General features: G+C 43.8%; 19 protein-coding genes and 3 tRNA genes. 14 read left to right on the top strand and 8 right to left on the bottom strand.

Annotated features, from left to right (window positions below):
• Positions 1-14: 14 nt before the first annotated feature.
• Positions 15-142 (bottom strand) — tRNA-Trp (locus QXL29_00670).
• A 75-nt stretch (positions 143-217) separates the two neighbouring features.
• Here QXL29_00670 and QXL29_00665 point away from each other — a divergent pair.
• Positions 218-367, top strand: coding sequence for a hypothetical protein (locus QXL29_00665; protein ID MEM2283111.1), 150 nt, complete (start codon positions 218-220; stop codon positions 365-367).
• 146 nt (positions 368-513) lie between these two features.
• Here the strand turns inward: QXL29_00665 and QXL29_00660 are convergent, their stop codons facing one another.
• Positions 514-2,259, bottom strand: coding sequence for a threonyl-tRNA synthetase editing domain-containing protein (locus tag QXL29_00660; protein MEM2283110.1), 1,746 nt, complete (start codon positions 2,257-2,259; stop codon positions 514-516).
• A gap of 123 nt (positions 2,260-2,382) precedes the next feature.
• Between QXL29_00660 and radA the strand changes: the two genes are divergently transcribed.
• The 10 genes from radA (at position 2,383) to QXL29_00610 (ending at position 13,218) form a co-directional block, all read left to right on the top strand.
• On the top strand, positions 2,383-3,354 hold the full coding sequence (radA, locus tag QXL29_00655; protein MEM2283109.1) for a DNA repair and recombination protein RadA: 972 nt from the start codon (positions 2,383-2,385) through the stop codon (positions 3,352-3,354).
• Between the two features lie 3 nt (positions 3,355-3,357).
• Positions 3,358-4,086 (top strand): A24 family peptidase C-terminal domain-containing protein, encoded by a 729-nt coding sequence (locus QXL29_00650; GenBank protein ID MEM2283108.1) that lies wholly within the window; start codon positions 3,358-3,360, stop codon positions 4,084-4,086.
• A 24-nt stretch (positions 4,087-4,110) separates the two neighbouring features.
• Positions 4,111-4,617, top strand: a complete 507-nt coding sequence (locus QXL29_00645) for an HIT domain-containing protein (protein ID MEM2283107.1) — start codon at positions 4,111-4,113, stop codon at positions 4,615-4,617.
• 124 nt (positions 4,618-4,741) lie between these two features.
• The gene (locus QXL29_00640; protein ID MEM2283106.1) at positions 4,742-5,776 is read left to right on the top strand and encodes an ornithine carbamoyltransferase; all 1,035 of its coding nucleotides are present in this window, start codon (positions 4,742-4,744) and stop codon (positions 5,774-5,776) included.
• Between the two features lie 116 nt (positions 5,777-5,892).
• Complete coding sequence (locus QXL29_00635; protein ID MEM2283105.1) at positions 5,893-6,972, top strand: ornithine carbamoyltransferase; 1,080 nt, start codon at positions 5,893-5,895, stop codon at positions 6,970-6,972.
• A gap of 14 nt (positions 6,973-6,986) precedes the next feature.
• Complete coding sequence (gene arcC / locus QXL29_00630) at positions 6,987-7,949, top strand: carbamate kinase (protein ID MEM2283104.1); 963 nt, start codon at positions 6,987-6,989, stop codon at positions 7,947-7,949.
• 131 nt (positions 7,950-8,080) lie between these two features.
• Positions 8,081-9,466: an amidohydrolase gene (locus tag QXL29_00625; protein ID MEM2283103.1), complete on the top strand. Its 1,386-nt coding sequence runs from the start codon at positions 8,081-8,083 to the stop codon at positions 9,464-9,466.
• A 19-nt stretch (positions 9,467-9,485) separates the two neighbouring features.
• Positions 9,486-10,703, top strand: a complete 1,218-nt coding sequence (locus QXL29_00620; protein ID MEM2283102.1) for a 4Fe-4S binding protein — start codon at positions 9,486-9,488, stop codon at positions 10,701-10,703.
• A gap of 131 nt (positions 10,704-10,834) precedes the next feature.
• The gene (locus QXL29_00615) at positions 10,835-12,109 is read left to right on the top strand and encodes a threonine synthase (protein ID MEM2283101.1); all 1,275 of its coding nucleotides are present in this window, start codon (positions 10,835-10,837) and stop codon (positions 12,107-12,109) included.
• A 95-nt stretch (positions 12,110-12,204) separates the two neighbouring features.
• A complete protein-coding gene (locus tag QXL29_00610) occupies positions 12,205-13,218 on the top strand; it encodes an MBL fold metallo-hydrolase (GenBank protein ID MEM2283100.1) in 1,014 nt (337 codons plus the stop codon).
• A gap of 23 nt (positions 13,219-13,241) precedes the next feature.
• On the opposite strand, the gene QXL29_00605 is transcribed toward QXL29_00610, so the two are convergent.
• The 3 genes from QXL29_00605 to ileS all read right to left on the bottom strand — a co-directional run bounded on the left by QXL29_00605 (position 13,242) and on the right by ileS (position 18,335).
• Entirely contained in the window at positions 13,242-14,228 is a 987-nt protein-coding gene (locus tag QXL29_00605) for a ribose 1,5-bisphosphate isomerase (GenBank protein MEM2283099.1), read from the bottom strand.
• Positions 14,225-15,220: an initiation factor 2B gene (locus QXL29_00600; protein MEM2283098.1), complete on the bottom strand. Its 996-nt coding sequence runs from the start codon at positions 15,218-15,220 to the stop codon at positions 14,225-14,227. Before QXL29_00600 ends, QXL29_00605 begins: the two co-directional genes overlap by 4 nt.
• Positions 15,221-15,350: 130 nt before the next feature.
• The gene (gene ileS, locus QXL29_00595; GenBank protein ID MEM2283097.1) at positions 15,351-18,335 is read right to left on the bottom strand and encodes an isoleucine--tRNA ligase; all 2,985 of its coding nucleotides are present in this window, start codon (positions 18,333-18,335) and stop codon (positions 15,351-15,353) included.
• A 221-nt stretch (positions 18,336-18,556) separates the two neighbouring features.
• Here ileS and QXL29_00590 point away from each other — a divergent pair, with 221 nt between their 5' ends.
• Entirely contained in the window at positions 18,557-19,228 is a 672-nt protein-coding gene (locus QXL29_00590; GenBank protein ID MEM2283096.1) for a phosphoribosyltransferase, read from the top strand.
• On the opposite strand, the gene QXL29_00585 is transcribed toward QXL29_00590, so the two are convergent.
• Positions 19,225-19,719, bottom strand: a complete 495-nt coding sequence (locus QXL29_00585; protein ID MEM2283095.1) for a hypothetical protein — start codon at positions 19,717-19,719, stop codon at positions 19,225-19,227. The two genes, QXL29_00590 and QXL29_00585, sit on opposite strands and share 4 nt — an antisense overlap.
• A 141-nt stretch (positions 19,720-19,860) precedes the next feature.
• Between QXL29_00585 and QXL29_00580 the strand changes: the two genes are divergently transcribed.
• Positions 19,861-19,978 (top strand) — tRNA-Tyr (locus QXL29_00580).
• Between the two features lie 139 nt (positions 19,979-20,117).
• The gene (locus QXL29_00575) at positions 20,118-21,488 is read left to right on the top strand and encodes a sodium:solute symporter family protein (protein MEM2283094.1); all 1,371 of its coding nucleotides are present in this window, start codon (positions 20,118-20,120) and stop codon (positions 21,486-21,488) included.
• A 21-nt stretch (positions 21,489-21,509) separates the two neighbouring features.
• On the opposite strand, the gene QXL29_00570 is transcribed toward QXL29_00575, so the two are convergent.
• Positions 21,510-22,142 (bottom strand): haloacid dehalogenase, encoded by a 633-nt coding sequence (locus tag QXL29_00570; protein MEM2283093.1) that lies wholly within the window; start codon positions 22,140-22,142, stop codon positions 21,510-21,512.
• A 351-nt stretch (positions 22,143-22,493) separates the two neighbouring features.
• Positions 22,494-22,567, bottom strand: a tRNA-Asn gene (locus tag QXL29_00565).
• Positions 22,568-22,631 lie beyond the last annotated feature (64 nt).

The following is a 22,631-nucleotide window of genomic DNA, read 5'->3' as shown; positions in this document are numbered from 1 at the left end:
TGTCCCCCGTTATGTGGTGGGCCCGGGGGGACTTGAACCCCCGACCTACGGGTCTCACCTCAAGCTTTCCTATCATCCCTTTCGGTCTGCAGACCCGTAGAGGACTGGAGCCCGCCGCTCTGCCTAGCTGAGCTACGGGCCCACCTTAGCTCATCACTTACTGAATAACACCAGAGTTTTTAAATACTTTCTCGCATTCTCCTTGTGGGGTGACTTAGTGAGTCCTTGGAGAATTAAGTGCAAGGAATGCGGTAATGTGTGGATTCTTAATGTGAGTTACGATTTAAGCGAATTCACCCAGTTATATCATTACTGTAGAGTATGCGGTAAGAATACATATCACGAGATCATAGAACCTTCCGAATAACACTGTAGCATCTACAAGTTCAGTGGAGGTTCATTTGCATCATTTAATCAGTCGGGCGACACTCATCACTAACAATTTCTATTTCTTCAGCAATTATAAATCACGCCCTCACGGCTTCAGCAATGGAAAGGTATTTAAATCTTGCCTCACGAAAGAGCCGCTTTCACGAATTCTACGAATTCATCGATTCTCATTGATTTCTGTAAGCCTGTACTGCGTATCCTCACATTAACAGTCTCACTTTCTTTTTCTCTATCACCAACTACTACTATGTATGGTATCCAATTAATTCCTGCGTCTCGTATCTTCTTACCTAACCCAACCTCCCTATAGTCTATGTCTGCTTTAACTCCCGCGTCACGCAATCTACTTGCAATGAGCTCTGCATATCCTGCGTGGTCTTTACTTACAGGTATTATCCTAACTTGCGTAGGCATTAAGAATGCTGGTATGTAAGGTGTTTTGCCAGCTAACTCTGTTTTATGAGCCTTATCTATTAAAGCATACACAAGGACTTCAAGAGGACCCAGTAATTCTGACGCTAGAGTGACTACGTGCTTATGGCTAGGCTCTGAAAGTTCGTGAGTAGATGCCCATAAGGAAGTCTTAGTCAGTAGTGTTGGTGTTTCGGTTGAGTCTATGTAATAGACCTCTACTGCTAGTTCCCACGGCGTCTTGTCTTTCTTAACTACTACTAGCAACTCCTCATAGAACTCATTAAAGACTTCATTTAGGGAGTTCTGTATGCCTTCCTCAAATATTTTTTGACTGACTATAAAGACAGGCACTAAGCTATCTAGTAACTCGATTTTCTTTAATTTTCTCAGCACATGACTTAAGAGGTCTCTTAATAAGTTGAGAGCTTCTCTCTCGCTATTCAGCAACACAGTCAACTGAGGTTTCCTTAAACATGTTAGGTAGTTTCTGAAGTCGGTTGGCTTAGGCTCTTTCAAGACACTCACTACCTCATAGAAGTAGTAGCTATTCCTCTCTCTAAGAACGTCTAACTCTATCAGTGTCTTAATATGGTCTGAAGTAGCTTCACTACTAACGCAGTGTTTAAGGTCTTCGACTGTAGTGAAACACAGAAACTCTTCGCTTTTTCCCGAGTCTTTCGAGTAACCTTGAGTTACTATTTTTTCTCCGTGTAGGTCGTGTGTTTGCTTAAGCTCGTTGATGATTGACTCACTCAACTCAAGTAGCTTGTCTTCAATTATTAGGGCTGGGTCCAGTCTATGAAGTCTTAACCCAATATCTTCTACTAGCTTAAACCGGAATTTACTTAGTATTTCATTGATTCTTTCGCTAGGTCTCCACCGCGCTGCAACCACGTCTAAACACTTATGCTTACTCAGAACCCATTTCATAGTCTTCACGTACCTTGAGTCTGGCGTTAGCTCGTATGTGCCGACAGTCTTACTAGATACTAAACACTCATTATATCCTGTAGTTATGAATTCTTCTCTAACCCTATACTCTCTTGAAAGTTCTGAGAGGGGGTGTCCGTAACAGTTGATAGAGAACTGCTTATACCACCCGAAAGGAGCTCGATACACGGGTATCTCTTTAACCTCTTCTTGCAAGGTTTTCTCAAGAAACTTAAGCACTTCTAGAGCTTCACGAGGTTTTGCAAGATTTCTTGAGAGGTGAGCGTAGGGGTATAAAATTATGGTGGCGGGCTTCAGCTTAAGCACTAGTTCTTTAAGGTCTCTCACAAAATCTGACGCTAGCTTAACTAAGTTTCTTGAGTCCCCGTCCTCAACTGTAGTGAAGACTACTAAGACATTCCTGAGCTCGACTGAGTACTCGCCAGGTATTTCCTCAGCTTCTTCAAGTGCTTTTTCTGTCGTCTTAGTCGCGAACGACTCAGCGTGTATTAGCAGAGTCTTCAAAATACTCACCCTAAGTATTTTAGTTGATAGTCTAAAATAGGTGTTGTGAATTAGGTCACGCAACTTTAGCGTATGATTGAATTTAATAGGTAGTTAATAACTTATAAAAAGTGGTGGGTGAGGTTGGGCGAGTCTAGACCTTCAAACAAGAAGATAGCTTCAATAGAAGACTTAGAGCTCACTCCAACAGTTCTTTCGAAGTTGATGGAAGCTGGTTTCAAGACTCTTGAATCTATAGCTGCTGCTAACTCGGCCGAACTCGCTAGCATAGCTGGTATACCGTTACCGACAGCTCAGAGAATAGTTGTTAAAGCGAGAGACTTGCTAGGACTTAAGTTTAAGACAGCCCTTGAGCTGAGGATAGAGAGAGCTAAGATAGGGAGGATTACTACTGGCTCAAGGAGCTTAGACGCTCTGTTAGGGGGAGGTATTGAGACTAAGTCTATTACTGAACTCTTCGGCGAGTACGGGACCGGCAAGACAAACATATGTCATCAGTTAGCAGTCAACGTCCAGTTACCTGAAGAACGTGGCGGGCTAAACGGGAAAGCGCTGTATATAGATACTGAAGGCACGTTCAGGTGGGAGAGGATAGAAGCTATGGCTAAGGGGGTCGGGCTAGACCCTGAAGTCGCTATGAGGAACATCATATGGGCTAGAGCGATAAACAGTGATCACCAGATATCGTTAGTTGAGGAAGCTACTAACGAGCTGCTGCCTAATGAGAACATAAAGTTGCTCGTGATAGATTCGGTCATAAGTCACTTCAGAGCAGAGTATACCGGTAGAGAGACTCTAGCCGTCAGACAACAGAAGCTTAACAAACACTTACATGACTTAGCTAGGATAGCTGAGGCTTTCGACATAGCTGTAGTCGTGACTAATCAAGTCATGGCTAGGCCAGACCTTTATTACGGTGACCCCACACAGGCTGTAGGAGGTCACGTGCTAGCTCACGCACCGGGAGTCAGGGTTCAGTTAAGGAAAGGTAGAGGCAATAAGAGGATAGCTAGAGTTGTTGACGCTCCTCACTTACCGGAAGGTGAGGCGGTCTTCGTAATTACTGAGGAAGGAATCAGAGACGCTGAGGAGTAAGTATTGAGTCTTGAAGAACTAGTGTTAGTTTTCGCTGTCTTAGCTACTCTTTCGTACGCGTCTATATCAGACCTCAGAACTAGAGAAGTGAAAGAGTATGTATGGGTTCCTGCGGCACTCCTCTCAGTCGCGATTAATTTGTTGTTAGGTAATTACGACTTACTACAGCTAGTGCTTGCTTCTATACCTGCCCTACTAGTTTTAGTTTTCGCGTTACTTGATATGATGGGTGGGGCTGACTTCCTAGCCTTGTTAGTAGTGACCCTAGCACACCCGAGGATTTTCCCCAAGCCACTGACTTACTTGACTCTCGTGTATTCGCTAGTCATTCCCGTAGTATTGGTGCTGAGTAACTTGATTTACGGCTTAAGGAACCTCAGGCATTATAAGGAGCTTAAGTGCGTTAGGGGTAGTAAGACTATGCTACTATTGTTGGGGCGTCCTAAGAAGGTGAGTTCTTTCCTTAACTCAAAGTTCACGTATTTACTCACGATCCCGGTAGAACAGCAAGAGACTCTATTTGAGTGTCGCGCGTCGTTTTCTATGGATGAGACTTACGAGGAGAAAATAAAGAGTAGTGTGAGAGAGTTGCTGGAGAAAGGAATTCTCAAAGCTGATGACCTAGTATGGGTTACTCCCGGACTACCCCAGATAGTATTTTACTTGCTCGGTTATGTGGCGGCATTAATGACTCCTGAGTCTCTTCTTCGTCTTATAATTCCTTTAACGTGAGTTATTCTTTGGTAGTGAGTATTGATGTGTGGGCACGCCTTGAAAGTCTTGTGGGCTCCTTGGAGGATGAGTTACATAGTTAGGGGCTCGTCAGAAGAGTGTATATTCTGTAAGGCAGTTAAGGGGGGTGACGAAGAGAATTACGTCGTGATGAGGTCTGAGCACAGCATCGCCATGCTCAATATATTCCCGTACAACACCGCGCACGTCATGATAGCGCCAGTCAGACATGTTGCTAGGTTAGAGCAGCTGACACGTGAGGAGGTTTTAGACTTGTTTGAAGTTCTCTCTAGGGTTATTAAGGCTATCGATCAGGAATACAGCCCGCAAGGCTACAACATAGGGGTAAACGTGGGGAGGGTTGCTGGAGCAGGTGTTGAGTCACACGTCCACGTTCACGTAGTTCCGAGATGGTTAGGAGATACTAACTTCATGCCGGTAATCGCTGGGACTAAAGTAATGCCTGAAGACCTGCGTAGCACGTACGCAAGACTGAGAAACAGAGTAGTCTCTCAAGACTCTATACGTTAACGATTAATTTGCTTAGTATCATAGGCTCCTCAGTTTTTCTGAGTAGGTATTTCAACATATAACATCACTCTAATGAAATAATTGTTTTAATATTTGTGTGAGTGCAGTATATGAGGTACCTAGCTTGAGGAACCTGGTTTATGAGTTAACAGGTAAGGACTTAATAACAACTCAGGAGTGGAGTGTTGACGAGTTAAGAATAGCACTAAACCTTGCTAAAGAGTTTAAGTGGGTTGCTCACTACTATGGCGTAAGCAAGATACCGCCTATCCTCGAGAGAAAAACTTTCTTTATGTTGTTCTTTGCCGGCTCGACAAGAACTAGAGCAGCTTTCGAGGCAGGCATGACTTACTTAGGCGGTCATGCACAGTACATAGGAGCTCAGGAAACGCGTATTGGGGAGGGTGAAGCAGTCAAGGACGTGGCTGCGATGTATGAGAGGTATGGTCACGGCTTAGGTATAAGAATACTTGATAAGGCTATAGACTACAAACACGGCGCAGGAAATCAGTTAATACGTGAAGTTGCTAAAAACGTTAAAATACCTGTGATTAACATGGCTGACGACCAGTTTCACCCGACGCAGGCCTTAGCCGACTACATGACATTCGAGGAAATATTTCCTAATCCTAGAGGTAAGAAGTACGTCATAATGTGGGCTTACTCTCCAGTCGTCAGAGGTCCTTGCAGTATTAACGAAGACCTCCTAATGTTTACTAGAATGGGTGTTGACGTCACCGTAGTGTATCCACCGGGCTACGAGTTATTCCCTGACGTCGTTGAGTGGGCTAAGGAGAACGCTAAGAATTCAGGCTCTGTTGTAGAGTTCAGTAATGATTATAGGGAGGCTTTAAGAGGGGCTAACGCCGTATTCCCAAGGAACTGGGCGTCAAGAACTCTTCAAGAGTTAGGTTACAGCAAATACGGACAAGAAGAACTAAAGAACTACGAGAAATTCAAAGATTGGAGAGTCACTAAAGAGTTGATGGAACTCATGGATAAGTCTGGAGTCTTAATGCATGTGATGCCTATCTTCAGAAACGCTGAAGCAGATGATGAAGTAGTTGACAGCCCGAGATCAGTTCTCTACGAACAAGCAGAGAACGGCTTATGGACTAAGATGGCTGTCCTAGCCCTAACAATGGCTGGACTCAAATAATGTTTAATTAGAATTCGTATAAAAATATATCAACTTTATCTATTTAACGAAAATAACGTTTTACTGAAACTAATGTAGCTAAGTTTAAAAGATGGTATTATTAATGAGTTAATGTGGTGACGTGTTTGGGTAAGCCCTGGTATGTAGGTATTTGGGAGGGTCAGGACTACCTCTCAAACCTGGAGAGGACTCAGGAAGACATAAAGTTGATTATTGAGGCTGCTAGAGACCTAGAAAGGAAGTTTAAGGCTAAAGTTCCTACACCCTACCTGAAGGGACAGACACTCTTTATGTTCTTCTATAATAGGTCTTTAAGGACTAGGAATAGTTTTGAGGCAGGCATGTCTCAGTTGGGTGGTCATGCACACTTCCTCAGTCCTCAAGACGTCTACACGCCGACGCTCCCAGAAGATATGGAGCCCTACAAGACTGAAGCTATAAGCGATGTTGCTAGGGTTTTAAGTAGGTATGGGAACGGGATTGCTATAAGGATCTATGCTGACGCAGCTAAGTGGATTATAGGGAGGGGTCATAGAGTAATTGAGGAATTCGCTAAGTGGGCTACTATACCCGTCCTCAACATGGAAGACGACATATTCCACCCGTTCCAGTCTTTAGCTGATATTAAGGCTGCTCTAGACGTAGTGCCTAACCTGAGAGGTAAGAAGTTCGTGGTTTCTTACGCTTACTCCGGCGGCCTTAAGCCTCTAGCTGTTCCTCAAGACGTGGCAATCATGGCTGCTATGATGGGTGCTGAAGTCTGGATCGCTCACCCACCGGGGTTTGAGTTAATGGATAACATAATGCAGAAAGTTAGGGAATTAGCTGACCGTTACGGCGGTTCTGTTAAGGTAACTTACGACATGAGAGAAGCTTTCGAGGGCGCGACCTTCGTATACCCGAAGGCATGGAGTCCTAAAGGATTCTTCCCACCCTTCAGTGCTGACGGCAAAGTACATAAAGAAGAAGCTATGGAGTACCAAAACAAATTCAAGAACTGGATAGTGACGATGGACCTCCTAGAAGAAGCAGGGAAACCATACTACATGCACTGCGGTCCAGCAGACAGAGGGCAAGAAGTAACAGACGAAGTACTAGACACCTACGAGAAGTCACTATACTTCGAAGAAGCTGAGAACAGACTACACGTGCAGAAAGCCGTAATGGCTATGGTCATGGGAAGCAAGTACGAGTGAGGTGTTATAGGTAGTTGACTAGGGACGAGAGATACATACTAATCGCGTTAGGTGGTAACGCGTTCCAGAGCAAGGGAGATAAAGGAACTCCTGAAGACTATTGGAGAAACGCTTATAGAGCTGCAGAAACTATTGTGAGGATAGTTAAGGAGGGGTATAGAGTTGTCGTCACTCACGGGAACGGCCCTCAAGTAGGTATTATAATGGAGTGGATGGAGAGGTCTAAAGACAGGATACCTCCTTTAACTATGGATATAGCAGGTGCTATGACTCAAGGGTGGTTAGGTTACTTACTAGCTCAGTCAATAAGCAACGTGCTAATCAGGGAGGGTGTTAGAGACTCCGTTAAGGGAGTTGTAGCTGTAGTTAATCAAGTTGAAGTGCGGAGAGACGACCCGGCATGGAGTAATCCTACTAAGTATGTGGGGAGCTGGTATACTGAGGAGGAAGCTAAGAAGTTAGCTGCTGAGAAAGGCTGGGTCTTTAAACCTGACCCTAGAGGCGGGTACAGGAGAGTAGTCCCATCACCGAATCCGTTCAATAACGTGGAAGTAGCCGCTATAAAGAGGTTAGTTGATGATGGGTGGATAGTCGTAGCTTCTGGTGGTGGCGGAATACCTATAGTTAGGAACGATGACAACACTCTGCAAGGCGTTGAGGCAGTAATCGACAAGGATTTAGCTGGTGAGGTTTTAGCCACGTCTCTCGGGGTAGGAACCCTAGCGATATTGACAGACGTAGACGGTGTATACCTGAACTTCGGCAAGCCAGACCAGAAGAAGTTAGATGTAGTAATGGTGTCTGAGTTAGAGAAATACTATAAGGAAGGACACTTTGCTCCAGGTTCTATGGGGCCCAAAGTACTAGCTGCGATAAGGTTCATAAAGAACGGCGGTAAGAAAGCTATGATAGGTCACCTATATAAAGGCTACGAAGTAATAAAGGGTCTCTCAGGAACTACAATACTGCCTATCTAGTAGCTTAATGATTTTCGTAAATAATCTAAACACTTAACTTAAGCGTTTTTTAAATTCTTAAGAGTTTTCTCTGAAATATATAAATACTTGTTTAAAACTGCCTTAATAAACTACTCATTGGTGTGTTTTGCTTGGAAAAGGTAGATTTACTAATAAATAATGCTTTGATAGTCACAATGAATTCCACGAGAGACGTTATTCCGCGAGGCTTTATTGCTGTTAGGGATGGCAAGATAGTTGATGTTGGTTTAGGTGACGGCAGGAGTAAGTATGCCGCCGAAGAGTATGTAGAGCTGAAGAGGAGTGTCGTGACTCCGGGTTTCGTGTGTGCTCACACACATTTCTATGGACTCCTCCTGACTGGCTCGCCCTGGTTTGGCGTGATTGAGGCGCCGTCAGATTTCCAGCAGAATTTACAAAGGATTTGGTGGGCACTTGACGAGTCTCTCACGTATGATGACGTTTACGTTAGTGCTTTGTTAGGGTCTATACTTTTCGCCAGGACTGGAACAACTTTCTTTAAGGACTTGCTAGATGCTCCCAACATAATCCAGAATTCATTAGACTATGTAGAGAAGGGGGTTGTTGAAGTTGGTTTAAGAGGCTTTGCAGGCTTCTCAGTAACTCAGAGGAGGAGTTTGAGTGAAGGCTATGATGGTATAGCAGAGAACGAGAGGTTCGTCAGGAAAACTCACGGCAGTCCTGACAGTAACGTTAAGGGTGTTTTCACCCTACATGCGTCTTTCACAGTCACTGATGATGTCTTGATTAAGACTAGAGAATTGGCTGATAAGTATGGGACTATATACGCTATGCACTTAGAGGAAGGACTCATTGACGTCTACCACAGTATTGAACGGTACGGTAAGAGACCTGTAGAGAGGTTGAGAGACATAGGATTCTTGTCGCCAAGGTTTCTCGCTATTCACGGTGTTCAGGTTACTGAGGACGAATTAATGATACTGAAACAACATGACGTTAAGATAGCGCACAACGCTATGAGTAACATGATAAACGGGGTTGGAGTCCCTCCAATACCTAAGATGTTGTCGCTAGGAATGACTGTAGGTATAGGTAACGATGGGTATGTAATGGATGTTTTCGAGAACATGAGGTCAACTTACTTAGTTCATAAGGTAGTGAATAAAGACCCTAGGTTGATGAGCCCCCTCAAGGTTGTTGAGATGGCTACTATCGATGCTGCCAGAGCTCTTAATGTTCACGATAAGATAGGTTCTATAGAAGTAGGTAAAGACGCTGACATAACCATATTAGTGCCTGAATTCACGCATACTCCTCTTGACGAGAGGACTGTGTATGGACACTTAGTCAACACATTTAGTGGTAAGGATGTGTGGGGAGTCTTAGTTAGGGGTAAGTGGGTCACTAAAGAGAGGCGTCTAGTAACTGTTGACTTAGATAAAGTTATTGACTATTCTGAGAAAGTCATAAACAGACTTTGGGACAGGATGCTATCTATGGAAATTAAATACAAGATTGAGTGGCTCAAGCCCTGAGTTTATTAGGTGATGTCACATGAGTGTAGAAATATCTGTTGAGATAGCTGGTCTAAAATTCAGGAACCCGATACTGAACTCCGCATGTCCTATATCAAGAGATGGCAAAGCTATGGAGTTGCTTGCTGAGGGTGGTGCTGGAGGCTTAGTAGCTAAGACTATAGGTATTAAGCCGGCTAAAGTCCCGAGACCTCACATGGGCGTCATTAATAGAGGGTATTTAGGGTTAATGTCGCCTAAATACGAGAACGGAAAACTAGTAACTAAGATAGTAAATGTTAGAGGAGCATACTATGGATTCTTAAACGCTGAGCTCTGGTCTGACTTGCCGCCCGAGCAGTGGTTTAACGTGGAGTTACCTTACGCTAGGAGAGTTGCCGAGAAGCACGGAATACCACTTATAGCTAGCTTAGGGTACTGGGCGCACGAACTCAGAGAGTTAGGTCCTAAAGCTGTGAAGGCAGGTGCTCAAGGTATTGAGTTCTCAACACATTATGTGGGCTTTGAGTATAAGCCTGTCGTTGAGTCAGCTAAAGCACTGAAAGAAGTTGTGGAAGTCCCGGTATTCCCTAAGTTAAGCCCTCATCTAATAGGTCTTAAAGAAATGATAAGAGAGCTTGAGAAGGTAGGTGTTGACGGTGTCGTAGCGATAAACACTATAGGCCCCACACTACACATAGACGTAGAGAGCGGAAGACCTATTATGGGAGGGCCTAACGGACACGGGTGGCTCTCGGGACCTGCTATAAAACCTCTAGGAGTCGCCGTAGTAGCTGAGATAGCAAAAATAAGTAAGTTGCCTGTAATTGGGGTTGGAGGGATTTCTCAGCCTGAAGACGTGATTGAGTACGTTATGGCAGGCGCTACAGCCGTTCAAGTCTGTACTCAAGCCATACTAGAAGGTCCTCAAGTATTCAGGAGATTAGCTGAGGGTGTTGCTAAGTGGTTGAAGGAGCATGGCTACTCAAGCATAGAAGATATAAGAGGTATTGCGTTAAAGCACCTCAAGCCCGAGCTAGCCGGGTGGTATGAAGTTAAGAATCCCGTAGTTTCAGAAGAAAAATGTATTGCTTGCGGTCTCTGCGAGCAGTCATGCACTTACGACGCCGTACACGTGCTTCCTAAAGGCAACACTAGAGTGGCTGTCGTCGATACTAGTAAGTGTTACGGTTGCGGCGTCTGCACTACTGTGTGCCCCACAAGAGCTATTCACTTCCCAGCAAATTACTGGGTATAGCGAGAACATTTAATTTAGATTAAGTAAGTTTTTCTTTAAAATATGGAAGAGCAAATCAAGCAGTATATCTTGCTTAGTTTAAGTCATACTAAAAAGCCTTCAGTAACTACTTGTGTGGAGGCTAGAACAGTATGTCAAAATACATAAAGAACCTCACTTGTTCTCGTTGCGGCACTACCTACAAGTATGAGGACAAGCCATCCCTGTGCTTAAAGAACGACTTAGGTCGGCTAGACATAAACTACGATTATGAAGCACTCAAGAATTTCTATACTAGAGATTACGTCAGCAAGAAGCCTCTAACTAGTCAATGGAAATACTTTGACTTGCTACCGCCCCAAAACAGTGAAAACATCGTCACACTTAATGAGGGAGCTACCCCGTTAATTAAAGCTCGAAGACTTGCTGAGAAGCTCGGCGTTAAGTCTTTATGGATTAAAGACGAGACTAGAAACCCGACAGCATCCTATAAAGATCGCGGCATGTCAGTTGCTGTCAGCGTTGCTAAAGAATTCGGCTATAGCAAGTTAGTTACCGCCTCATCAGGAAACGCGGCAGTTGCTTTATCAGCTTACGCTGCCAGGACTGGAATGGAGGTCTATGCTTTCGTCATAGAGCAAGCTAGTTATAGTAAGATAGCCCAGCTACTTTTCTACGGAGCTAAGGTAGTTAAGGTGCGGGGTCTCGGCAGAGAAGACCCTACAGTCAAGATGATGAAGCTAGCTTACGAGAAATTCGGATTCTTCCCGTCACCTAGCTTCGGTCCCTTCAACCCGTACCAGATAGAGGGCTCTAAAACAATCTCTTACGAGATAGTAGAGCAAATGAATTGGGTGACGCCAGACTGGGTTTTTGTCCCAGTAGGTGCTGCTTCACTGTTGACTGGTGTTTGGAAGGGATTCAGAGACTACATAGAATTAGGTCTAATTAATGAGTATCCTAAGTTGTTTGCTGTGCAGTCAACAGGTAACCCGCCGTTCGTCAGAGCTTTCAAAGAAAAACAAGACCCCTTCAATATACGCCCCTGGGACCACCCACACACTATAGCCTGGGGTCTTGAAGACCCATACCCCTGGGATGGTGACGCAGGACTAGCAGCTCTTCAAGTCACTAGAGGCAAGGCAGAAGAAGTTGAAGATTCTCTGATTGTTGAAGCTATGAAGGCTCTGGCTAGTACTGAGGGAGTATTTGCTGAGCCATCTGGGGCAGCGTCTTTAGCCGGACTTATGAAGGCTCTTCAGGACAAGCTTATAGACAAGGATGAGGAGGTAGTAGTGTTGATAACGGGGCACGGGCTAAAAGACCCAGACGTGGTGAGAGAAGTAGTTGGTGACGCACCAACAATAAATCCAGACATTGAAGAGTTAAGAAAGGTATTAGCCACTTACTACGAGACAGTAATCTGAGGCTACATAATGACTTAATCAGGTCTCAAGAATTTTCCAGCAGATTTGCTTTTATTAATTTTGCTCTTCTCTAATAATCTTGGCAGGGATACTCAGTGAGTGTCGAGTCACTTCTGGAGAAAGCTTTGATCAGAGTGAACGACCACGGAGGCATATCAGTTAATGAGTCTGTAGTTATTGACGGGCACGAGGATTCTCACGAGAGAATAGTGACTCACGTTCATAGAGATCATATAGTAAGACTTACTGAATCAGTGAGACGCAGACAGAAGATAGTTGGTACACCGCTTACTCTCGAGTGGCTCTCTGTAGTGACAGAATTTAACGACTCATCATTGTTTGTTCCGCTTAATTATGACCAACCTTACGAAGTAGGAGGTCTTAGACTAGTTTTTAAGAAGGCTGTCCACATACCTGGAACAGCGCAGGTGCTAGTCGAGTATGAAGACAACACAACTATAGGGTACACGAGCGACTTTAAGAAGGTTGGTAGGGGTACTGAAGTCATCCAACCTGACGTGTTAGTCATAGATGCTGTGTATGGTCATCCCTCATACATTAGGGAATTCGATGATTTTATTGAGACTATCTTAGCAGACCTGATTAATGAGTTGCTTAGCAAGGGTCCTGTACACTTATACGCTTACTACGGTAAAGTTCAGGAAGTGATGCAGGTTCTGCGTGAACGCGGTGTTATAGCTCCTTTCGTCCTCAGCCATAAACAGTACTCACTGTCTAAGATCGCTGAAAAATACGGGATGAGGTTCGGTGAGTACTTCCATATAAATTCACGTGAGGGCATGGAAGTTGTAAGAGACGGTTGGTATGTCTACTTAACTCACTCAACTAGCTATCCTAGACTCAAAGAAAATAGTAGAGTGAGTCACGTGACGCTTAGTGGCTGGGAATTCAAGAAGCCCTACAGGAGGGTCGGGAGCAACAGCTACTTAGTAGCTTTCAGCGACCATTCCGATTTTAAAGGCTTAATTGAGTACGTGGATCGCTCGAGACCCAAGTTGCTTGTAGTTAATAACGCGAGAAGCTCTCAGAGTAAAGTGTTTGCAGACTACGTTACAAACAAGCTGAACATAAGAACGATAGTGCTCTGAATTTAAAGCATTGTTAAGTGCGGTTATTCTTCCCACGCCGTCGGAATATTTACTCCTACTTCTCTCAACTCAGTACCGTAGTCTTCGATTAGCAGTAGTAGTGCGGCTTGCGGGGGTATTACTCCTCTCTCTGTGATTATCGCGTCTATATATTCTGGGGGCGTGACGTCGAAGACTGGGTTAAATATCTTCACATTCTTATTTTCTTTCATCCACTCATCATCAACTACTTCTCTAGGGTCTCTAACCTCTATGGGGACTAACTCTCCTAGTAGTGTGTAGGGGCTAAACTTGAAGGTTTCTGTCGCAACGTAAAAACGAACTCTTGCTTCTTTGGCTGCTAGGGCCACCAGAGACGTCCCTATCTTATTGACTACTGCTCCGTTGGCTGCTACGGTGTCAGCTCCTACTACGACCTTATCTACCTTCTTCATGAAGTACCTTACAGAAGAGTCAGGTATTACGACTACTTCGAGACCTTCCTCTGCTAGAGCTTTAGCCGTGATTAAGCCTTGGAAAGCCGGGCGTGTCTCTTTAACATAAACAACATTTATTTTTCCTTTCTTATATGCGGTAGCTATTACTGACGTGGCTGCAGTGCTGTGGCAGTGAGTCATTATGATGTCGCCGTTCTCGATTCGCCTAGAACCTAACTCACCTATTATTTTAAGAGCTTCATCAGCTCTCCTCATGAATTCTTGGGCTGAGCTAATAACTATTTGCTTACCTTCTTCTACTGAGGTAATACTTTGTTTCCTTAGCCTCGTTAGGACGTACGTTATAGCGTTAGGTAGAGAGACTGCTGTAGGTCTAGAGCTCCTCAAGTAAGAACCCACGTACTCCATGTATCTAAGGAAATCACGTGTTTCATCGCTCTTGAAGTCTTCCGCAGCTTTCATTAACGCAAGAACCGCGTACTTAGCTATTTTCCCAGCCCCTCTTATACTCATGTTTTTGATGCCCTCGTAAATCTCTACTACTTCTTTAGGAAGCTTATACTCAGGACTCAATTCTTGCTCACCTCATCTAGCAACTCTTTTAAAGACTTGATCTTGGGAGGCCACCCGTAAAGACTCGCAACCAGGACTGGTATTGCTTGAGGAGCTAAGACTCCTCTCTCTGTGATTATCGCGTCTATATATTCCGGAGGCGTGACATCAAATAGTGGCGCGCTAACTCTTACCTTATTCGGGAGCTCCCGAATTTTTTCTTTAGGTATAATCAGGTTTATATCTTCGAGAAATACCTGCTCTATTAATTCGCCAAAGACTGTCTCAAAAGACAGCTTGTAGATCCCAGCTAAAACAAATAAACGAGATCTAGCTTCCTTAGCTACTAATGCTATTGTTGAAGTACCTACTTTATTCACTATAGCGCCATTCACAGCTATAGCGTCCGCTCCGACCAACACCTTATTCACGTGTTTCATTACATACCTAACAGCTGAGTCTACGATCAGCGTAGTCTCGATCCCTAGCTTGCTCAGGCTACTAGCAGTTACTCTGCCCTCCCCTATAGGCCTAGACTCAGTTACGTAAACTCTGAAAGTGAGGCCTTTCTTAATAGCCTTCTCAAGAGTTCTTAACACTGTAGTGCTGTAAGAGTGTGTTAAGATAGTATCGCCATTCTCGATTCGCCTAGAACCTATCTCTGCTATCAAGTCCCTAACTAGATTAAGTTCTTTAATAAGAGAGTCTACGATATTTTGTGTCTCATCCACAGCCTCCTCAAACCCTTTTTCGGTTTTCAGCTTAGTGAATTCTTCAAGGTATTTGCGAAGTATATTCTCTACTACCTGGGAAGGCGGTCTAGAAGCAACTATTGAGGGGATAAAGTCAACTAGAAACTCTCTAAATGTGTTCTTGCATAAAATCGACGCATCTTTTATGATTTCTAATGAACCAGTAGCGACTTCTGTAGAGCCTAACACAACACCTCTGCTGACGTCTTGAATAAATTTATACGCTCTATGTCGGAGGTCTTCGCAAACTGCGCGAGTCACCCACCCACACCCAACATACACCTAGCTTACACGAGTAATATATTAGCTCTGAGAAAGTTCACTCATCTCAAGTGAAGAAACGTGATTTAAGTAGAGAGGCCTCCTTATCGTGCTCTGAGAAATTAGTTCTTTAATTAAGTTCTTTTAGTCTCTTTATGCCTATCTTGACTTTCATGCCTTCAATATCCCAATCTTCTATTAACATGTCGCTCGTTATCTCGTCATAGATGTGTGCGGCTCTAACTTCTTTAGCTATGTAGTCTCTCAACGTGTTCAACGCTTCTTTAAGTTCTGTCTCTTCAGTCTCTATACCTACTTCTATGAACTCATCCACGTAGAGGTTAGCCTTATTACGCATTACTTGAATCCTCCTAATTACTTCTCGTGAGAGTGCTTCGTTAAGCAGTGTTTTATCAAGTTTCTTAGGCATACAAACCGTGAACTCGTCTGACGCCAGCGTGGAGAACTCGTTTTCTTGGCATGCGGGAGGCAAGCTCTCTACGAGAGAGACTTCTTTAGCATTGCTTAAGAACTTGAGTATCTCATTAAGCTTCGCGAGTTTTTCAAGAGTTTCTTGCATAGCGGATATGTAGACTGTCCTCACAGGCCATCTCAGCTTCAGGCCTAGAGAGTTCCTTAAAGCAGCAACAGTGCTAAAAGCTCTGAAAACCTTGTCGAAAGCTTCTTCTAATTCGGGACTTACGAACTCTTCGTCTACTTCTTCAAGACTGCTTAGATGTATGCTTTCCTCTAACGTTTTCTCATAATACCTGAAGAATCTCTGCCAAAGTATTTCAGCTAGGTGTGGAGTTACAGGTGCTAACATCTTGAGAGCTCTCTTTAAGACGTAGTAGAGGACGGAATAAGCTACGAACCTGTCGCTACTCTCTTCTTCCCATACTCTCCTCCTTATAAGTCTGAGGTACCTGTGACTCAAGTCCTCAACGAAGAACGAGATAAGGTTCTTAACAGCTATGTGTATATTATATGTCTTCAACTCACTCAGGTACTGACTCATTACTGTGTTTACTCTAGAGAGAATCCACCTGTCTTCTACTCTCGCATTCTGTAGTAGCTCGCTCAGCTTATGGACTTCTGGGTCAAACTTATCTAAGGTCATGTATGTGTGTGCAAACCTGAAGACATTCCATACTATGTTTAGTGAGGTTATGACGTTCTTGATTTCGTCCTCGTTATATATGAATGGGTCGCCCGGCGGATACGTACTCAGTATGTAGAGTCTTAAGGCGTCTGCACCATGTTTCTTAAGAGCCTCCTCTGCGTAAACGACGTTACCTAAGTGTTTAGACATCTTACGACCGTACTTGTCTAGTATTAAACCTTGAATTAAGATGTTCTTGTACGGGGCTTTCCCAGTGAGCATGACAGAAGTCACTAGTAGTGAGTAGAACCAGCCTCTAGTTTGGTCTACTCCTTCTGTTATGAAGTCGTAGGGGAATAACTTACTGAATAAGTCCTTGTTTCTGAGACCGTCTACGCTGGCGTACCAGGCGATTCCGCTATCAATCCACACATCAATTACGAAGGGTTCCCTAACCCATTCATCACAATCGTTCGTGCGTATCTCGACTTTATCTATCCAGGGCTTATGCGTTAATTCAAAGTCGCTAAACTGGTCTGCGTTAATTGCTAAGCTTTTTAGTTCTTTCAGGCTACCAATAACCAAGAGTTTATTTTGATTACTTCTGCACCTCCATATAGGTAGGGGGGTCCCCCAAACACGTGACCTAGAGAGAGTCCAGTCTTTAGCGTTAGCTACCCAATTAGTAAATCTTTCTTTAAGTTTTGGCGGGAATATGTTTACTTTCTCTAGCTGATCTACTAGGTTACTCTTTATCCTGCTTATGTCTATGAACCACTGCCTATCAGCCCTGTATATTAGTGGTGTGTGGCATCTCCAGCAATGTGGGTATGCGTGAGTTATAGTACCTGAATAAATTAGCAACCCTTTACTCCTTAAGACCTGAGTTACCTTCTTTGAAGCTTCATCAACGTAGAGACCTTGAAAGACCCCGGCACTACTATTAAACACACCGTTAATTTCTACGTTGCTAGTTATTGGCAGGTCGTGTTTAGAACCTAGCTCGAAGTCTTCGGGACCGTGACCAGGGGCTATGTGTACTAATCCAGTACCTTCATCTAACGACACGAATTCTCCGGTGAATACTTTATGTGCGTTGTCATGTGATTTATGTAGGGGGACCTCCTCAATTAGAGGGTGCTCGTACTCGAGCCCGGCGAGTTTCTCGCCTAAAACTACCTCAACGCATTCACCTTCAGCTTTAGCTAACTTCAGGACCTCCTCTACTCTCGACTCAGCAACCCACCAGAACTCGTCATTGACGCTAAGTTTGCAGTACCTGCCTTTAGGGCTTACGGCAACAGCCTCGTTATCTATTAACGTCCACGGCGTCGTAGTCCACACTAAGAGATAAGTGTTCTCATCATCCTTGACTCTAAACTTCACTATGATAGAGGGAGACGTCTTTTCTTCGTAACCCATGTCTACTTCCGCGTCACTTAAGACAGTCTCGCATCTAGGGCAGAAGGGGAGTACTCTGAAGCCTTCATACAGCATGTTTTCCTGGTGAGCTCTCTTTATCAGGTGCCATACGTGCTCTATGTATTCTGGTTTTCTAGTCTCGTACGCGTTTTCCAGGTCTAGCCACAGCGCTATATCTGTAGTAGCTTGCTTTTCCCAGAACTTCAGGTAGTAATCTACTAGCTCGTTACATTTTCTTATAAATTCTTCAGGTGATATCTTCTCTCCTATCTCTTTCTTATGTTTTATTCCTAGTTTTTTCTCTGTCTCTACCTCGACAGGTAGTCCTTGCTCGTCCCACCCTCCTTGAGCCCACACGTTATAGCCTTGTAACCTCATGAATTTGAGGACGAAGTCTTTATATATTCTGCCCCTCAGATGCCCTATATGAGGGACTCCGTTCGCTGTAGGCGGTCCCTCCAAGAACGAGAATACGGGTCTTCCTTCTCTCCAAGACCTCCACTTAGCAGGTATGTTATTTACTTCCCAGAATTTCTTCGCTTCTTTTTCTACTTCACTTAACTTCAGACGCCCCAAATCAATACTAGACACCAATATCACCTTACTCTAGGTCTTAATAAGTCTTAATATTTTAAGCGAATAGCTGAGTTTTCGTGCTTCGCTAGCAAGCGAGGAAGATATTGCACGTACTACATAAAATACGTTCTCACGTGCATAATCCTATTACACACGTTTATGTTAACTTCTACGAAGTAAGCAGGTCATTCAGGTTTTAATACTGCTTACTATAAGATATAGTATTGGGGTGTTTAATGCCTAAAGTCAAGACTAAGCTAGTCTCGTGGGAGGAGATAGTAAGTTGGGCGCGTGACTTATCAAAGAGAATTGAGGAATCTAATTATAGACCTGACGTTGTAGTAGCTATAGCTAGGGGAGGTTTCGTCCCGGCAAGGCTCGTCTGCGATTTCTTAATGATTGAAAATCTCATTTCTATTCAGTCACAGCACTGGACTGAAGCAGCTAAAGCTGAGGAGAAAGCAGTCATTAAGTACCCCTACAAGCTAGACTTAAGCAACAGTAAGGTTTTGATAGTCGATGATATTGTGGATACTGGCGACTCAGTACTATTAGCTAAAGAATTCATACGTAAGAACTGGAACGTAAGTGATGTGAGGGTTGCAGTACTTCAGTGGATATCTCCTGTCGCCAAATTCAAGCCAGATTACTACAGCATAGAGGTTCGTGAGTGGATATGGTTCCAGTACCCCTGGACTAGACTAGAAGACACTTACCAGTTCCTTAAGAGGATTTTAAACGAGGAAGGGAAGTACAAGAAGTCTTGGACTTTCCAAGAACTAGTAAGTAAGTTTAGGGAGTGGTATGAGATAGATGTGGGGGAGGAGTACTACAGAGACGCTATTGAGTGGTTCCTTAAGAATAAAGTTCTGAGGGTTGAGGGAGGATACTACGTACTAACTACTTAATACGTAGTAAGCTCTTTTAGTTTCTCTTTAGCTATGACTTCAGCTTCTGAAATAATCTTCTTAGTCTCTTCTACGCTGGGGAGGAGAACACTCCTTGATTCTGGGAAAGTATCGAGGATATCGTTTGCTCTATCTACTAGGTCGTCAAGAACTACTGAAAGATCTGGAATTTCTCTAACGTCTCCCACCATACTATTCAGAACCTCCTTAACTACTAGGATGTCGTTAGTCGTGACATTGATGAATCCAATAGTCTCTAACTTGATTACGAGGACTTCCAATAACGCCTCAACCTTAACGAGCGACCTATAAAGATTCTCGTAAATCTTTATGTTTCGTATTATCTCATTCTTCAGTAAAGGCTCTTCAACTTGAGCAAGCCTATTCTGAAGCCTATTTATGTTCTCCTGAACTCTAGACCTGTAAAAGAATACTTTCTTATGAAGTTGCTTCAAGTCAGTTATAAACTTACCGACATTCCTCAAATTCAACTTAGGTTCTCTAGATCTCCACCTAAATATAATAGTCCCCTAATAATAACTAGAATTCATGTAAGTATTTAAGAACACACCCTCATATTGCAGTAACGCGGAAAACCTTTTTAATCTCCCTAAAGCTTGTAAATATTGGGTCCCCCGGTAGCTCAGCGGTAGAGCACCCGGCTGTAGTCAGCCCCGGAGGGTACAGAACCAAATAAGCCCTCCGGCAGGGACCGGGGGGTCGGGGGTTCGAATCCCTCCCGGGGGACCACAAACAATTAAAACGCTTTAACCAAAGATAATAAACGTAGCGCGTGTTAGTAAAGAACAATATTCATTAATGCTTAATTCGTACACATAAATTCATGTTAATAATTTTTAAGTCCTAGAACTACTAGGGTGACTTAACTTTGTACTTCTGGGCTTTAATTGTGGTTATAGCATATCTGGCCTTTATGCTGAGTCTCGGCTTTTACGCTGCTAAGTACAGGATTAAGACAGCAGAGGATTTAGTGCTCGCTGGTAGGAGAGTTGGTGTGCTACTCGTGGCAGCATCTTTAGCGGCGAATAATATAGGAGGTGGTAGTACTGTAGGGGTTGCTGCTCGCGCTTATGGGGGGTGGGGATTATCGGCTGGTTGGTATATCATGACAGCAGCTCTTGCGATGATACCGGTAACCTATATTTTCTACTTAATGAGGAGAACTAGAGCCTGGACCCTGCCTGAGGTAATCTCAGGGAGGTTTGGAGCTCCATCACATATAATCACAGCTATACTCCAGATGATATCCTTATCTACCTTGACAGCCTCGCAAGTACTTGCTTCGGGAACCATATTTGCCGCGTTAACTGGTCTTTCTTTCGAAACTGGCGTACTGCTGGCTGGAATAATAACTATACTCTACACTATACTGGGAGGATTATGGGCTGACGTATTAACGGATTTCATTCAATTTCTTATGATAAGTTTAGGTATGTTAATAGCGTTGCCTTTCGTAATAGCTGGTGCTGGTGGCTGGAGCTCAATAGTTAGTAACTTACCTCCTTCAAGCATGGACTTGTTTAAAGCTGGTTATAGTACTATAGGAAGCTTATTCTTTATGTACATAATAACGTTCATCACAGGTGCTGAGATGGTGTCGAGAGCGCTAGCTTCTAAGGATGAGAAGGTAGCTCTGAAGGGTTCTATACTGTCAGGACTTCTCATGGGCCTCTACGCATTTGTACCGGCCATAATAGGTTTGGTTGCTTTAAGCACTATGCCCAATATCAGCTCCAGCGACGCATACGCTAAGACTATGCTAAATTATGCTCCTGAAGTGATAGCAGGCGTGGCTCTAGCCGCGATCCTGGCGGCAACTATGTCTAGTGCTGACTCAGACATGCTGGGTGCTTCCTCAATATTCGCAATAGATATATGGAAGAGATATATCAAGAAGAACGCATCTGACAGAGAGATACTCATTCTAACGAGATTAGGCGTAGTCGTGGTTGGGGTGCTAGCGATATTAGCGGCTCTCACAAGATTTGACATAATAACAATAAATACTTTTGCTTTTATGTTGAGATCAGCCGGGCCCTTCGCACCTTTTGTTTTAGGAATCTTACTGAAGAACGTGACTAAGGAGGCAGGCCTCGCAGCTATAGTATGTGGTAGCATAGCTGGAGTCTACTGGAGGCTAATAGGGCAACCATATGTTGGCGACTCAGTTTTCGGAGCCTTAATAGGGCTCTTAGCATTCGTCATTGTGTTGGCAGTAGGCAGGGTCTTGAAGAAGTAATAGAGTCTAATACGTAGTTTTTCATGTTTGTGTTGAGTAATGTTCTTTAAATGACACTTCAACCAGTAAATACCTTAGTGACTCTATCACTCCTCTTGCTACATCTATTTTCCTTCTCGCATTAGGTAGTATTGCATCCGGGTAGTCTAGGTGTCGGAGGTGCTCGTATATTATCTCCATCAACTTAAAGAATTCGTTAGCTTCAGACAGTGATCTCTTAGTCGAGAGTAGCGTTAAAACAAATCTCTTAAGTTCACCAACGACGTCGAGCAAGCCTAGCACGTAGGGAACGCAGTCAATACCTAGCTCCTCAGAAAGGACTAACTTCCTGTGCTTAACGAGATTATAGAAGATTACGGCTTCAGCATATTCACTCAAGTAATCAATTACCATGTTAGTGAATTCATAACATGGGTGCTTGCTAAGCACCTCACGTAACTTAGAATAAGCTTCTCTCAACTCACGCAAGTTCTTCTCAGCTTCTTCCCACATGCCGGAATGAATGTATGTTATTACGTAGCCAGAACTCCTCACTATCTCACGGCCTATCTTAATCAGGCTCTCACGTGTTAAGTCTCGAAGACTTAAGACCTCATTAATCTTAGAACTCTCCTCTCTCAACATGCTCTCAACTACTGTAGTCCAGGAAGACATCAAACCCACACCACAGACATCATCTGCGAAACCCATATAAACATTACGTATTCTGCAAAAGCAAGGAAATAGGGATGCTGTAGTCAAGCCAACACGTGTGAGACTTAAGAGAGTCTTAAGCTCTAATACTGCACGCTACTAACAACTAGAAAGAGATAATATGGTTGGTTTCAGCTCTAATATGAGTTCATGTGGGTTGGTTTCATCGGGCTTAGAGACGTTCAGGGGCACTCCTAGGTCACCATGCGCTTATTAAGCAACCTACACGCATTAACCTACGCAGAAAACACTCCTAAATATTTCCATCTTTGTCAACCACTACAAACCAAAACTCGAAACAGTTTATTGAGGCGCCGGGGGGAGGATTTGAACCTCCGACCACCGGGTTAACAGCCCGGCGCTCTACCCGGCTGAGCTACCCCGGCGTCTAATAATGTTTTATTATGAGGGTTTTAAAATATTATGTAAGCCTACTTCTTCTAGAGCTTG

It is taken from the genome of Zestosphaera sp. (assembly GCA_038843015.1).
In the GTDB taxonomy this organism is placed as follows: Archaea; Thermoproteota; Thermoprotei_A; order Sulfolobales; family NBVN01; genus Zestomicrobium.
This window is presented reverse-complemented; position numbering and strand designations above follow the sequence as displayed.

What these genes read in the sequence shown, in the direction of transcription:
- QXL29_00620 (MEM2283102.1), top strand. Translation starts at nt 9,486, where the DNA reads ATGAGTGTAGAAATATCTGTTGAGATAGCTGGTCTAAAATTCAGGAAC.
- QXL29_00645 (MEM2283107.1), top strand. Translation starts at nt 4,111, where the DNA reads ATGTGTGGGCACGCCTTGAAAGTCTTGTGGGCTCCTTGGAGGATGAGT.
- QXL29_00615 (MEM2283101.1), top strand. Translation starts at nt 10,835, where the DNA reads ATGTCAAAATACATAAAGAACCTCACTTGTTCTCGTTGCGGCACTACC.
- QXL29_00570 (MEM2283093.1), bottom strand. Translation starts at nt 22,142, where the DNA reads ATGTCTTCCTGGACTACAGTAGTTGAGAGCATGTTGAGAGAGGAGAGT.
- QXL29_00590 (MEM2283096.1), top strand. Translation starts at nt 18,557, where the DNA reads ATGCCTAAAGTCAAGACTAAGCTAGTCTCGTGGGAGGAGATAGTAAGT.